Here is a 12,878-nt window from a genome sequence, read left to right on the forward strand (position 1 = left end):
CCACTGCCGTGGCCGCCGTCGCCGCCCAGCCCCAGCCCTCCAGTCCCCCGTTCCAGGAGTGTGTGCCGATGACCACCGCAGCCACCCGTGGCGACCGGAGGATCAGCCCGGTCTTCCTCGGCATCGTCGCCGTCACCGCCGTCGCGGGCTGGGCGGTGTGGACGGGTTTCGCGGACGCCACGGGCTTCGCGGTCTTCCTGTTCGTCACCGGAGCCTGGATCGTCTCGCTCTGCCTGCACGAGTACGCGCACGCCCGCACCGCGCTGCACAGCGGGGATCTCTCGGTCGGGTCGAAGGGCTATCTGACGCTCAACCCGCTCACGTACACGCACGCGCTGCTCAGCATCGTGCTGCCCGTCCTCTTCGTGATCATGGGTGGGATCGGGCTGCCGGGCGGCGCGGTCTACATCGAGCGGGCCCGCATCCGCGGCCGGTGGAGGCACAGCCTGATCTCGGCGGCGGGTCCGCTGACGAACGTGGCGTTCGCGATCGTGTGCACCGCCCCGTTCTGGCTGGACGCGCTCGACGGGGTGCCGCTCGCCTTCCAGTACGCGCTGGCGTTCCTGGCCATGCTCCAGGTGACGGCGGCGATCCTGAATTTCCTGCCGATCCCGGGGCTGGACGGCTACGGGGTGATCGAGCCCTGGCTCTCGTACCGGATCCGCCGCCAGGTGGAGCCGATCGCGCCGTTCGGGCTGATCGCGGTGTTCGCCGTCCTGTGGATTCCCGGCGTGAACATCGCGTTCTTCGACGGGATCGACGCGTTGCTGCGGGCCCTGGGGGTCGACGAGGTCCAGCGCTACTGCGGCCTGGACACCTACCGATTCTGGAAGGCGTTCTTCGACGAGCAGGACCCGGCCTGCGCGGTGGGGTGACGGGTCAGCGAGCGGCTTCGGAAGCGGTCATGCGGTGCTTGCGCACGTAGAACCAGACCATGTTCGACGACAGCCCCGCGATCAGCACCCAGATGATCCCGAGCAGGCTGCCCTGGACGAAGGAGATCACGGCCGCTGCGACGGCGAGGACGCAGACGGCGAGGGCGAGGAGAGCGAGACGGGGCATGGGGGCGGCTCCTGTCGGGAACGGTCGCGGTCCCGTCCAGTGTCCCCCATGCCCCGTTGTGCCCCGCCTCGGGCCCGGGCCTCCGGATGCCGGGGTGCGGGTGACGTCAGACGTCGGTGGTGCGGAGCCCGGCGTGCGCCTTGTAGCGGCGGTTGACCGAGATCAGGTTGGCCACCAGCGACTCGACCTGGTGGGCGTTGCGCAGCCGGCCCGCGAAGATGCCGCGCATCCCGGGGATGCGGCCCGCCAGCGCCTGCACGATGTCCGTGTCGGCACGCGCCTCGCCCAGGACCAGCACGTCGGTGTCGATCTCCTCGATGGACTCGTCCTGGAGCAGCACCGCGGAGAGGTGGTGGAAGGCCGCGGTGACCCGGGAGTCCGGCAGCAGGGCGGCGGCCTGCTCGGCGGCGCTGCCCTCCTCCGGCTTGAGGGCGTAGGCGCCCTTCTTGTCGAAGCCGAGGGGGTTGACGCAGTCGATCACGAGCTTGCCCGCGAGCTCCCCGCGCAGGGACTCCAGCGTCTTGGCGTGACCGTCCCACGGCACCGCGACGATCACGATGTCGCTGCGCCGGGCGCACTCCGCGTTGTCCGCGCCCTCGACGCCGAAGCCCAGCTCGGCCGCCGCCTGTTCGGCCCGCGCCGCGTCCCGGGAGCCGAGGGTGACCCGCTGTCCGGCGCGGGCGAGCCGGTAGGCGAGACCGCGTCCCTGCGGGCCGGTCCCGCCGAGCACGCCGACGCTCAGGCCGGAGACGTCGGGAAGGTCCCAGGGGTCCTTGACGGGGGGCTTGGGCGCGCTGCCGCTGTCCTGTGTAGTCATGGGGCCGACCCTACTGCCAGGTAGCGGCCGTGCGGCCGCCCCCGGGCACGCGGTCCCGCTCACCGCCCGGTCCCCCGTTCGGGTGAGGGGGAGGGCGACGGGCCCGGCCGGGGCTGGGCGCGGGGCAGGATGCCGGGCCATGGATGCCGTACGTGTCGCCCTGCTCCGTGACGTACTGGCCGGGACCGGGTGGCCGGACTCCGCCCGCCGGTTCGCGCTGGCCCTGCGCGCGTCCGTCCTCCCGCAGGGCGGCGGGCTGCTCCTGGTGGGGACGGAGCGGTACGAGCCGTGGCATCTGGCGGCCCATCTGACCGACGAGTCCGCGTGGTCGGGGCTGCCGGAACTGGTGCCCACGCTCGTACGGCACCGGGTGGCGCCCGGCGATCCGGCGCATCTGGCCGTGGGCCTCGGCCGGATCGAGGCGGCGGGCCGGCGCGAGACGCTGTTGCTGGTCGCGCCGGAACGGCCGGAGAGCGGGCTGCTGGAGCGGGTGCACGACGCGCGGCGGGCGGGGGCGCGGGTGCTCACCCTGGACGGCGGCGATCCGGAGGTCGGCTCCCTGGCGCACGAGTCGCTGGCGGTCGGCGGGACCGACGATGTGGACCTGGACCTCGTGCAGCACCTGGTCAGCGCGGCCGCCGGGGAGAACGGGGCGCCTCCGGCGCGCGGCCGCCGCACCTTCCGGGACCGGCTCGCCCGGCTCGCCGACCAGCTGACCCAGCCGCCGCCCGCCGGCTGGTAGCGCGCGCCGCGGCTGCCCGGATTCCGGGGCGGTCGGGCCGCTCGCCCCGAAATCCGGTTGCTTTGGGCACCCAGCAGTACCGAGCATGGCCCCTCGTGACCTCAGCACCGCCTTCCCCCTCCTCGCCGGACTCCGCCTCTTCGCCGCCGTCGGCGCGGCTCCGCGCGCTGCTGCCGGACCTCTCGCCGTGGCGGTCCTCGGCGGACTTCCGGCTGCTGTGGGTCCAGGGGCTGATCACGTACTTCGGCAGCTTCATGGCGCTGATCGCGCTGCCGCTCCAGATCAAGGACCTCACCGGCTCGCCGCTCGCGGTCGGGGCGATGGGCGCGGTGGAACTGGTGCCGCTGGTGGTCTTCGGGCTGTACGGCGGGGCGCTCGCGGACTCGGTGGACCGGCGCCGGGTGATCCTGCTGACCGAGGCAGGACTCGGTGTGCTCGCGGTGGTCCTGCTGGTGAACGCCCTGCTGCCGGAGCCGTTGCTGTGGCCGCTGTACGTGGTGGCGGGCGGGGTGTCGGCGCTGGCCGGGCTCCAGCGGCCCGCGCTGGACTCGCTGATGGCCCGGATCGTGCCGCACGCCCAGCAGACGGCGGCGGCCGCGCTGAACTCGCTGCGCTGGCAGATCGGGGCGATCGCGGGCCCGGCGCTGGCCGGTCTGGTGGTGGCGTACGCCGGTCACGGCACGGCGTACGCGGTGACGGTGGGCACGTTCGCCGTCTCGGTCGTGCTCTGTCTGCGCCTGGCCCCGGCGCCGCCCGCCGGCGACGCGGCGAAGCCGTCGCTGCGCGGGATCGTGGAGGGGGCGCGGTACGCCTGGAGCCGGCCGGTGCTGCTGGGGACGTACGCGATCGACCTGGCGGCGATGTTCTTCGCCTTCCCGAACACGATCTTCCCGTTCCTGGCCGACGAGCTGGACGCCGAGTGGTCGCTGGGCCTGATGTACGCGGCGGGCTCGGTCGGCTCGCTGGCGCTGGGGCTGACCAGCGGCTGGACGTCCCGGGTGCGCAGGCACGGGCTGTTCGTGGTGTTCGGGGCGGCGGCGTGGGGGCTGGCGATCGCGGCGGCGGGCTGGTTCTCCAGCGTGTGGGTGGTGCTGCTGTGCCTCACGGTGGCGGGGGCGGGCGACATGCTGAGCGGGCTGGGGCGCGCGACGATCTGGAACCAGACGATCCCGGAGGAGCTGCGGGGCCGTCTCGCGGGCATCGAGGTGCTCTCGTACAGCATCGGCCCGCAGCTGGGGCAGGTGCGGGCCGGGGCGATGGCGGGCTGGACCGGGACCCGGTCGGCGATCTGGACGGGCGGGGTGGCGTGCGTGGCGTCGGTGGCGCTGCTGACCGCCGCGCTGCCGAAGCTGGTGCGGTACGACTCGGAGACGGACGAGGACGCCATACGGAGGCGGGAGGCCCGGGTGGAGGGGTGACCCGGGGCTCCGCACCCCGCTCCTCAGTCGCCGGACGTGCTGGGGTTCTCGCCGGACGGGCCTGATGTGCCCTTGTCCTCGTCGTGCCACTTCGGGTCCGTCTCCCACTGGAGGTTCCGTTCGCGCGCCGTGTCCATCGCGTGCTGGGCCGCCTCGCGGGAGGTGTAGGGGCCGAACCGGTTCAGCGCCGGGCACTCCGGGCCTTCCTCGACCTTCTTGTGCTGGAGGCAGTAGTACCACTCGCCCGGCTTGCCGACCGTGCGCTTCTTGAACAGGGCCATCGACGGCTCCTTTCCTTATCGCCATGGTGCCCCGGAGCCGCTGGTTAGACTCGCTGGCATGTCTGGCCAGTCGCTTCTCGTACCAGGGGAGATCACTCCCGTCCGTTCCGTACCCGGAAACATCCGGCGCCCCGAGTACGTGGGGAAGCCGGCCCCGACGCCGTACACCGGCCCGGAGATCCAGGACGCCGATACCGTGGAGCGGATGCGCGTCGCGGGCCGTATCGCCGCGCAGGCCATGGAGGAGGCCGCCAAGCACATCGCCCCGGGCGTCGCCACGGACGAGCTCGACCGGGTCGCGCACCAGTTCATGATCGATCATGGCGCGTACCCCTCGACGCTCGGCTACCGGGGCTTCCCGAAGTCGCTGTGCAGCTCCCTCAACGAGGTCATCTGCCACGGCATCCCCGACTCCACCGTGCTGCGCGACGGGGACATCGTGAACCTGGACGTCACCGCGTACATCAACGGGGTGCACGGCGACAACAACGCCACCTACCTCTGCGGCGAGGTCGACGAGGAGTCCCGGCTGCTCGTCGAGCGCACCCGGGAGTCGCTCAACCGGGCCATCAAGGCGGTCAGGCCGGGGCGGCAGATCAACGTCATCGGCCGGGTCATCGAGTCGTACGCGAAGCGGTTCGGGTACGGAGTGGTGCGCGACTTCACCGGGCACGGGATCAACTCCTCGTTCCACTCCGGTCTGATCATCCCGCACTACGACAGCCCGCACGCGACCACGGTGATGCAGCCCGGGATGACGTTCACCATCGAGCCGATGCTGACGCTGGGCACCCACGAGTACGACATGTGGGAGGACGGCTGGACCGTGGTGACGAAGGACCGGAAGCGGACGGCCCAGTTCGAGCACACGCTGGTCGTCACGGAGACCGGAGCGGAGATCCTCACCCTCCCGTAATCACCCAAAAAAACCTTTAAGCACCCATTTCCGACCTTCGGGGCGTAGTTTTTTACCGACAAGCAGTCGGGAACCAGTTGACTTAGGTAAGCCTAAGTAGGAGGATCGGGCGTATCGGCCGCACCGCCGCACCGTCGCGGCGGTCGCCTGCCGATATTTCCGTCTCTTTCTGGACTTCCCGTCCCCCTCGGTCCCCGGAGGCCCGCCTTGGACGCAACCGCCACCGTCACTCCCTTCTCGACGCTCATCCGCACCGCGTCGCACGAGCAGCACACCGAGGCCGAGACCTCGACCTTCATGGGTGACCTGCTGGGCGGGCGGCTGGGAGTGGACGCGTACACGCGCTACACCGAGCAGCTGTGGTTCGTGTACCGGGCACTGGAGGAGGGCGCGGAGGCCCTGCGCGACGACCCGGTCGCGGGCCCGTTCATACAGCCCGAGCTGATGCGCTCCACCCAGCTGGAACGCGACCTGGCGCACCTGCGCGGAGAGAACTGGCGCGAGGGCCTGGAGGCGCTGCCCGCCACCGCCGCGTACGCCGCCCGGGTCGCCGAGTGCGCGCGCACCTGGCCCGCCGGATACATCGCCCACCACTACACCCGCTACCTCGGGGACCTCTCGGGCGGTCAGATCATCCGCGACAAGGCGGAGAAGACCTGGGGCTTCGAGCGCAAGGGCGACGGCGTGCGCTTCTACGTCTTCGAACAGATCACCAACCCGGCCGCCTTCAAGCGGAGTTACCGCGAACTGCTGGACGCGGTGAACGCGGACGACCTGGAGAAGCAGCGCATCATCGAGGAGTGCAAGCGGGCCTTCGCGCTGAACACCGCGGTCTTCCGCGAGCTAGGCGAGGCCTTCCCGCGCAGCGCGTGAATATCGCGTGAGGGAACGGCACTTGAGCACCGGCGCGTAAATCCATACGGCGTGAAACGTACGGCTCCACCGGAGGTTCCGGTGGAGCCGTCCCCTTTCCCTCTTTTCCCCATTTTCCCTTTTTTCGCCCTCCTAAAAGAGCAATACAGTGTTGCCGCCAGAGGTTTGACGCCCCATCGACCTGCGGGTAGATTCCGACACCGTCTTCACTTCACTTTCACATGACATCCGGGCGGGGGGCCTTCTTATGCGTGGGTGCCATGCCTGAAAGGGGTATTCCGCCGCCGGGTCATGTCCAGCGCGGGCGACACCACCACCCGGGCCCGATCGCTCCTTTTCGGGCTTCGGGCTTCCGGGGTGTTTCCCGTACCGACCACACCTACCGACAGGAAATACCACCGTGCCCCACCTCCGCCCCCGTGCGGCTGTGACGAGCGGCCTGCTGGCAGCGGCTCTCGTCTCCGGTACCCTCCTCGCCCCCGCGGCCCATGCCATCGTGGGAACCCCGTCCGCGAACAACGCGTACGCGTTCACCGCCCGTCTGGACATAGGCGACGGCAAGCGCGCGTGCTCCGGCACGCTGGTCGACCGCGACTGGATCCTGACGGCGGCCAGTTGCTTCGTGGACAACCCGGCCGGGGCCCTCCAGCTCCCGCCGGGAGCGCCGAAGGACGCCACCACGGCCGTCATCGGCCGCACCGACACCACCACCACCGCGGGCCAGGTCCGCACGGTGGTCGAGCTGGTACCCCGCGCCGACCGGGACCTGGTGCTCGCCCGGCTGGCCAGGCCGGTCACCACCATCGCCCCGGCGGCTCTCACCGCGACGCCGCCCGCCCCGGGCGAGACCCTCACCGGGACCGGCTTCGGCCGGACCGCGGACGAGTGGGCCCCGGTGAAGATGCACCAGGGCCGCTTCTCGGTCGACCAGGCCGACGCGACCAGCGTGAACGTCACCGGCCTGGACGGCGCCGCCGTGTGCGCCGGTGACACCGGTGGCCCGATGCTGCGCGAGCAGGGCGGGAACGTCGAGCTCGTCGCCGTCAACAGCCGCTCCTGGCAGGGTGGTTGCTTCGGCACTGCGGAGGAGGAGACCCGTACCGGCGCGGTGGAGAGCCGGGTCGACGATCTGCACGCATGGGTCACCGAGACCGTGACGGCCGCCCCGTTCGTCGACTTCAACGGGGACGGCCACCGCGACGTGGCCGTCGCCGACCCGAAGGCCGCGGTGGCCGGCGCGGCCGGTGCCGGACTGGTCCGCGTGGTGTACGGCAACGGCGCGGGCGTCTCCGAGCTGGTCCAGGGCGCTCCCGGCGTCAACGGCGGACCCGAGGCGGGCGACGGCTTCGGTACCGCGCTGGCCACGGTGGACTACAACGCCGACGGCTACACCGACCTGGTGGTCGGCGTGCCCAAGGAGGACATCGGCAAGGTCGCCGACGCCGGGGCGGTCCAGATCGTCTACGGTTCGCCCGCGGGGCTCGGCAAGGGCCGCGCCGGGACCTGGTTCGAGCAGGGCAGGGGAGCCGGAGCGCTCCTCGGCTCGGCCTCCGAGACCAAGGACCACATGGGCTTCTCCGTCGCCGCCGGGAAGACCGCGGCAGGTGAGCCGTACATCCTGATCGGCGTGCCCGGTGAGGACCTGGGCAGCGTCGCCGACGCGGGCAGCGCGATCTACCTGCGGGGCGACACGAACGTCGCGATCAACCAGAACAACTCGTCCGTCCCGGGGGCCGCGGAGAAGGGCGACCAGTTCGGCTACTCCGTCGCGGGCTCGCCGAACCACCTGGCGATCGGCGTCCCCAACGAGGCCATCGGCACCATCGCGAAGACCGGCGCCATCCAGATCCTGAAGCACGACCTCAGCGCCAACAAGATCCCCACCCCGGTCAAGGCGCTCCACCAGGACACCGCGGGCATCAGCGGCGTGAGCGAGGCGAACGACCTGTTCGGCAAGGCCCTGTCGATGACCTCGTACCGGCCGGAAGGGGCCGCCACCGACAGCGACTCGATCCTCGCCGTCGGCTCCCCGGGCGAGGGCCTCAAGGTCTCGGACGTGAACAAGACGAACGCGGGCCGGGTGGTCACCCTGCGCATCACGGCGGGCGGCACGGTCAGCGAGCTCCAGGACATCCACCAGGAGAAGGCGGACGTCACCGGGGCCGCCGAGGCGGGCGACCGGTTCGGCGAGCAGGTCTCCGTCGTCAACACCCGTCCCAGGAACGTCGGTACGACCGCGACGATGCTGCTGGCCGTCGGCATTCCGGGCGAGAACGAGGGCGCGGTCGTGGACTCCGGCGCCATCCAGAAGTTCTCGCTGCTCGGCGCCCCCGGCACCGCGGACCGCTGGATCTCCCCGGGCGGCGCTCCCGGTCTGCCGGGCACCCCCGGCACCAACCAGTTCGTCGGCAGCAGCATCACGGCCACCCCGACGCACCTGTACATCGGCATGCCCGACGGTCCGGGTGCCCGTGGCGCCGCGCATCTGATGCCGTGGTCCAACGTCACCGGCGGCCCGGTCCAGCCCGTGACCAGCTACGAGCCGGGCAAGGGCGGTCTCCCGGCCGCCGGCGAGGCGTTCGGCAGCGCGATCCAGTAGGCGGTCACTGACCGACGCCGGAACAACGGCCGTCCGGGGTTCAGCCCCGGGCGGCCATCAGGACGCGGCCCCCGACCTCCACCGTGCCGTCCGGCGCGGGAGCGGTGAGGATCTGGGAGCCGCGTCCCTGTCTGATGTTCAGGGCCCGGCCGAGGTGCGCGCTCAGCAGCATGGCCGCCGCCCCGGTCGCCTCGTCCTCGACGATGCCCCCGCCGCGCCGGGGAAAGGCCCGCGCACGCACCCGCCCGGCCGCCTCGTCCTCCCAGGCCCAGGCGTAGAGCCAGCCCTCGCCGGGCGGCGGCCCGGGCAGCGCCTCCACCACTTCCGCCGTCGCGTACTGCTGGAGCGTGCGCGGCGGGGCCCACTCGGGGCGGGCGGTGATCCAGGTGAACTCCCCGTCCTGGCGCGCGAACACCTCCCCGACGTCCAGCTCCAGGATCTCCAGGTCCAGCAGCCACGCGGTGCCGACCAGCGGGTGCCCGGCGAACGGCAGCCGCAGCCCCGGCGTGTGGATGTCCACCCGCCCGCGCTCCGGGTCGTCGACGAACACGGTCTCACTGAAGCCGAGTTGCCGGGCGAGCCGCTGCCGGGAGGGCTCGTCGGGGTGGCTGCTTCCGTCGCGTACGACCCCGAGGGCATTGCCGTGGCGTCCGTCGGGCCCGCAGAACACCCGCAGGACGTCGATGCCCGGGGGTACGTCGTAGTCGTTCACGGGGGCATTCAAGCACTGCCGGACGGCGGCACGGGAACCGAGTGGTTACGGCCGCAGGGCCGCGCCGGGAGCACTGCTGCTGCCGGTACGGCCCTGCGGGTCGATCAGGTGGTGCGGGGGTGCCGGTCGGTCAGGCGGTGGCGTTACGGCGACGGCGCGCCGCGATCACGACACCGGCACCGGCCGCCACGACGACGCCCGAGGCGGCGATCAGGGCGCCGGTCGGGACGTCGGAGCCGGTGGCGGCCAGCGCGCCGGAGCCGCCGACCGAACCGCCGGTGGTGGAGCCGCCGACCGTGCCGCCGCCGGTGGTCGAACCGCCCGCGGTGGAACCGCCGGTGGATTCGCCGGACTCGCAGGCGATGCCGTCACCGTCCGCGTCGAGGTCGGTCGAGTAGCCCGCCTCGCCCTTCTTGATGGGAGCCGCTCCGGCCGCCTCGGCCGCGGCGCAGTTCTCGTAGCCCGTCGAACCGCCCGGAAGCTGCGCGTCCTCGTCGAGGGAGACCGCCACGTTCAGGGCGTCGAGCTCGTCGCCCTTCTTGTACATGCCCTCGAACGCCTGCGAACCGGCCTCGGTGAGGGTCGCCGGGATGCCCTTGAGGTACACGATGCCGTCCTTGGCGGCGAGCGCGCCCGCGGGCACCTTCAGGTCCGCGAGAGCCAGGCCGGTGTGCTCGGCGACCTTGCCGGTGCCGCGGTTCTTGGCGGAGACGTCGGCCAGGAGCTTGCCGGAGGTGCCCTCGATGTCGACCTTCAGGTTGCTGAGGGAGAGGTCGAGGACGTACTCGCCGTTCGTCTCGTGGCCCAGGAAGCGCACCTTGCCCTTGAACGCGGCGTTGAGCGTGTTCTTGTCGGCGTCGAGGTGCCCGGTGGCCTTGCTGAAGCGGTAGCCGTCGGTGACGGTGGCGGCGCCGCCGCTCGTCTCGACCTTGCCGTGCGCGATCGGGCCGACGACGTAGGAGCGGAAGGACTCCTTGACACCCCAGTCCAGGGTGCCGTCGACGACCGGGCCGCTGGTGGGCTCGGCGGTCTCGGAGGCGGACGGGGTGGGGTCGGTGCTCGGCTCAGTCGTCGGCCGTCCCGTGGGCTGACCCGTCGGCTTGCCGGTCGGCTGACCCGTCGGCTCGCCCGTGGGCTGCTCGGTCGGCTTGCCGGTGGGCTGCTCGGTCGGCGTCGTGGCGAGGGGCTTGACCGTCAGGGTGGCCGGGTCGATCGGCTCGCCCTCCTCGTAGGACGGACCGAAGACCGCCGCGCCTTCCTTGGTGAAGGTGACGGGGATGTTCGCGAACTTCATGCCGTCCGCGCCGTTCGAGGCCTTGACGTCGGTGAGGTCGAGATCGGCCATCGCCAGGTCGTCGGTGACGACGGCGTCCTTGCCCGGGGACTTGGTGGTCACGTCGACGGTGATCCTGCCGCTCTTGCCGACCGTGAGGACCTTGACGTCGGACAGCTTGATGTCCAGGACGCCGCCGTGCGCCTCGTAGTGGACGCTGCCCTTGAAGGAGGACGTCACGGCGTGGGTGCCGAGTGCGTACTCGCCCTTGTCCAGGGGGAACTTGTACGAGCCGTCCTCGTTCCGCGTGGCTCCGTCGGCCAGCGTGGCGGTGCCGCCGAACCGGTCGATCATGGCGCGGAAGGACTCCTTGAGACCCCAGTCGAAGGTGCCCGACTCCAGCTGGTAGGTCACCGAAGGGGCGCCGGCGGCGGCGCCCTTCGGGGAGGGGCCGTCGGCCGCGAGGGCCGGGAGGGCGAAGGTCGCGCCCAGGGCGGCCGCCGTGGCGACGGCTGCGGCGAGGGCTATCGGGCGGCGAGTTGCTGCCATGTCGGTGGGTCTCCTATGGGGACAGAGGCGGAAGAGAAGCGGGGGGGGCGGCGCGATGGTCCATAAGGCGCGCCTGGGGGGGGAGGTCAGGAAGTCCGGGGGGAGTCAGGGGACTCGGGGGCCGCCTGCGCGGAGCGTCGACGCAGGACGAAGAACGCCGCTCCGGCCGCGACGAGCAGCAGCACTCCGCCGCCGATCGCGGCGTACGTGCCGGTGCCGGCGCCCGAGTCCGAGACGGCTGCCGCCGGTTGGGCGGAGGGCTCGGCCGAGGGCTTCTTCGTGGGCTCGGCGGCCGCCGTCGGCTCGCTGCCGAGGTCGGGCAGCGCGGGCAGCTGGGCCTTCTCGTCCACGGCCACGGCGAGCGAGACCGGGTCCATCGCGGTGCCCGCCTTGTACATGGAGCCGAACGCCTCGGCGCCGTCGGCGGTGAGGGTCGCCGGGACCTCGGTGAGGACGGCCAGGCCCTCCTTCGGCGCGAAGTCCTTGGCGGCGAAGGTGATGAGCGGCACGCTCTTGGTGGTCTTGCCCTCGCTGGTGACGTCCGCCGACAGGGTCCCCTCGCCCTTGGCGACGGCGACGGTGACTGCGGCGAACTTCAGGTCGAGCTCGTGGGCGCCGGTGAAGCGGAGGCTGCCGCTGAAGTCCGCGTCCAGGGTCTGCTTCTTCGCGTCGTACGTGCCCTTGCCCTGCGGGAAGCGGAACAGGGCCCCGCCGTCCTGGGCACCGTCGGCGAGCGTCCACTTGCCCTGGCCGATGGAGCCGGTGACGTACTCGCGGAAGGTGCGGCGCACTCCCCAGTCGACGGCGGCGTCCTCGAAGCGGCCCGCCTTCTCCTTGCCGGCCTTGTCCTTCTTCTCGTCCTGCTCGGCGTCCGCGTCGTCATTCTTCTCCGAGGGGGACGGCTTCGGTTCGGCCGCGCCCTTGGTGTCGACGGAGAGGCTGATCGGGTCGAGCGGGGTGCCCGCGGTGTAGTAGCCCGCGAAGGCGGAGGCGCCCTGGGCGGTCAGCGTCGCCGGGATGTTGCTGAGGGCGACGGGGGTGGAACCGCCCTTCATGCTGATCCCGGACAGGTTGAGCGCGGCGAGCGGGACCTGCGAGCGGTTGGAGACCTTGCCGGTCCCCCGCTCCTTGCTGACCATGTCCGCGTGGAGCGTGCCGCTGCCGCCGTTGATCCGGACCGTGGGACGGCTGATCCTGAGGTCGAGCTCGTTGCCGCCGTCGGCCTTCCGGTGGCCGGTGAAGTGCACCCCGCCGGAGAAGCCGGAGCTGAACGCCCCGGTGTCCGGGTCGTAGGAGCCGGTCGCGGAGTGGAAGCGGAACTGGCTGCCGCCGACCGTTGCGGCACCGCCGGTCAGGCTCCAGCTGCCGTTCGCGATGGGCCCGGTGACGTAGCTCTGGAAGGAGGACTTGATGCCCCAGTCCAGCCGGCCGCCCTGCACCGTACGGCTTGCCGCTTGCGCGGTGGCGGCGGGGAGCAGGGCCGCCAGCAGCACCGCGAGGAGCGCGACGGCGAGCGCGCGGGCGGATGTGGACGACGGCATGAGGGACCCTCCAGGGACTGGATACGTAGGTAAGGCTAACCTAAGGTATTCCCATCCGGTGTCGGAACCCCGCCGGCGCCTCCGCCCTCCCGCAA

12 protein-coding genes are annotated in these 12,878 nt (G+C 71.8%); 6 read left to right on the forward strand and 6 right to left on the reverse strand.

The annotated features are described in order from the left end of the window. Window positions 1–68 precede the first annotated feature (68 nt). Complete coding sequence (locus ACZ5WC_RS02095; RefSeq protein WP_468539009.1) at window positions 69–875, forward strand: site-2 protease family protein; 807 nt, start codon at window positions 69–71, stop codon at window positions 873–875. A 4-nt stretch (window positions 876–879) separates the two neighbouring features. Here ACZ5WC_RS02095 and ACZ5WC_RS02100 read toward each other — a convergent pair whose 3' ends face one another. Together ACZ5WC_RS02100 and npdG are read right to left on the reverse strand one after the other, a co-directional pair. Further along, entirely contained in the window at window positions 880–1,062 is a 183-nt protein-coding gene (locus ACZ5WC_RS02100) for a hypothetical protein (RefSeq protein ID WP_096627608.1), read from the reverse strand. A gap of 106 nt (window positions 1,063–1,168) precedes the next feature. Then, entirely contained in the window at window positions 1,169–1,879 is a 711-nt protein-coding gene (gene npdG / locus ACZ5WC_RS02105) for an NADPH-dependent F420 reductase (protein ID WP_468539011.1), read from the reverse strand. Between the two features lie 139 nt (window positions 1,880–2,018). On the opposite strand from npdG, the gene ACZ5WC_RS02110 reads away from it, so the two are divergent. Beyond that, complete coding sequence (locus ACZ5WC_RS02110) at window positions 2,019–2,621, forward strand: hypothetical protein (RefSeq protein ID WP_468539013.1); 603 nt, start codon at window positions 2,019–2,021, stop codon at window positions 2,619–2,621. Window positions 2,622–2,716: 95 nt separating this feature from the next. Next, a complete protein-coding gene (locus tag ACZ5WC_RS02115) occupies window positions 2,717–4,039 on the forward strand; it encodes an MFS transporter (protein ID WP_468539014.1) in 1,323 nt (440 codons plus the stop codon). A 23-nt stretch (window positions 4,040–4,062) separates the two neighbouring features. Here the strand turns inward: ACZ5WC_RS02115 and ACZ5WC_RS02120 are convergent, their stop codons facing one another. Then, on the reverse strand, window positions 4,063–4,320 hold the full coding sequence (locus tag ACZ5WC_RS02120; RefSeq protein WP_468539016.1) for a hypothetical protein: 258 nt from the start codon (window positions 4,318–4,320) through the stop codon (window positions 4,063–4,065). Window positions 4,321–4,378: 58 nt separating this feature from the next. Here ACZ5WC_RS02120 and map point away from each other — a divergent pair, with 58 nt between their 5' ends. The 3 genes from map (at window position 4,379) to ACZ5WC_RS02135 (ending at window position 8,708) form a co-directional block, all read left to right on the forward strand. Beyond that, window positions 4,379–5,236 (forward strand): type I methionyl aminopeptidase, encoded by an 858-nt coding sequence (gene map, locus ACZ5WC_RS02125; RefSeq protein ID WP_468539017.1) that lies wholly within the window; start codon window positions 4,379–4,381, stop codon window positions 5,234–5,236. A 207-nt stretch (window positions 5,237–5,443) separates the two neighbouring features. Beyond that, window positions 5,444–6,109 carry a biliverdin-producing heme oxygenase gene (locus tag ACZ5WC_RS02130; RefSeq protein WP_468539018.1) on the forward strand — a complete coding sequence of 222 codons (666 nt, stop codon included), beginning with the start codon at window positions 5,444–5,446 and terminating at the stop codon, window positions 6,107–6,109. 400 nt (window positions 6,110–6,509) lie between these two features. Continuing rightward, window positions 6,510–8,708, forward strand: coding sequence for a trypsin-like serine protease (locus ACZ5WC_RS02135; RefSeq protein WP_468539020.1), 2,199 nt, complete (start codon window positions 6,510–6,512; stop codon window positions 8,706–8,708). Between the two features lie 40 nt (window positions 8,709–8,748). On the opposite strand, the gene ACZ5WC_RS02140 is transcribed toward ACZ5WC_RS02135, so the two are convergent. The 3 genes from ACZ5WC_RS02140 to ACZ5WC_RS02150 form a co-directional block, all read right to left on the reverse strand. Next, window positions 8,749–9,420: a PhzF family phenazine biosynthesis protein gene (locus tag ACZ5WC_RS02140; protein WP_468539021.1), complete on the reverse strand. Its 672-nt coding sequence runs from the start codon at window positions 9,418–9,420 to the stop codon at window positions 8,749–8,751. 130 nt (window positions 9,421–9,550) lie between these two features. Further along, a complete protein-coding gene (locus ACZ5WC_RS02145; protein ID WP_468539023.1) occupies window positions 9,551–11,242 on the reverse strand; it encodes an HtaA domain-containing protein in 1,692 nt (563 codons plus the stop codon). A gap of 86 nt (window positions 11,243–11,328) precedes the next feature. Continuing rightward, window positions 11,329–12,783: an HtaA domain-containing protein gene (locus ACZ5WC_RS02150; RefSeq protein WP_468539024.1), complete on the reverse strand. Its 1,455-nt coding sequence runs from the start codon at window positions 12,781–12,783 to the stop codon at window positions 11,329–11,331. Window positions 12,784–12,878 lie beyond the last annotated feature (95 nt).

This window comes from Streptomyces sp. NPDC033165 (assembly GCF_055577965.1).

Coding starts and splice junctions, on each gene's coding strand:
- ACZ5WC_RS02095 (WP_468539009.1), top strand. CDS start 69: ATGACCACCGCAGCCACCCGTGGCGACCGGAGGATCAGCCCGGTCTTC.
- ACZ5WC_RS02100 (WP_096627608.1), bottom strand. CDS start 1,062: ATGCCCCGTCTCGCTCTCCTCGCCCTCGCCGTCTGCGTCCTCGCCGTC.
- npdG (WP_468539011.1), bottom strand. CDS start 1,879: ATGACTACACAGGACAGCGGCAGCGCGCCCAAGCCCCCCGTCAAGGAC.
- ACZ5WC_RS02110 (WP_468539013.1), top strand. CDS start 2,019: ATGGATGCCGTACGTGTCGCCCTGCTCCGTGACGTACTGGCCGGGACC.
- ACZ5WC_RS02120 (WP_468539016.1), bottom strand. CDS start 4,320: ATGGCCCTGTTCAAGAAGCGCACGGTCGGCAAGCCGGGCGAGTGGTAC.
- map (WP_468539017.1), top strand. CDS start 4,379: ATGTCTGGCCAGTCGCTTCTCGTACCAGGGGAGATCACTCCCGTCCGT.
- ACZ5WC_RS02145 (WP_468539023.1), bottom strand. CDS start 11,242: ATGGCAGCAACTCGCCGCCCGATAGCCCTCGCCGCAGCCGTCGCCACG.
- ACZ5WC_RS02150 (WP_468539024.1), bottom strand. CDS start 12,783: ATGCCGTCGTCCACATCCGCCCGCGCGCTCGCCGTCGCGCTCCTCGCG.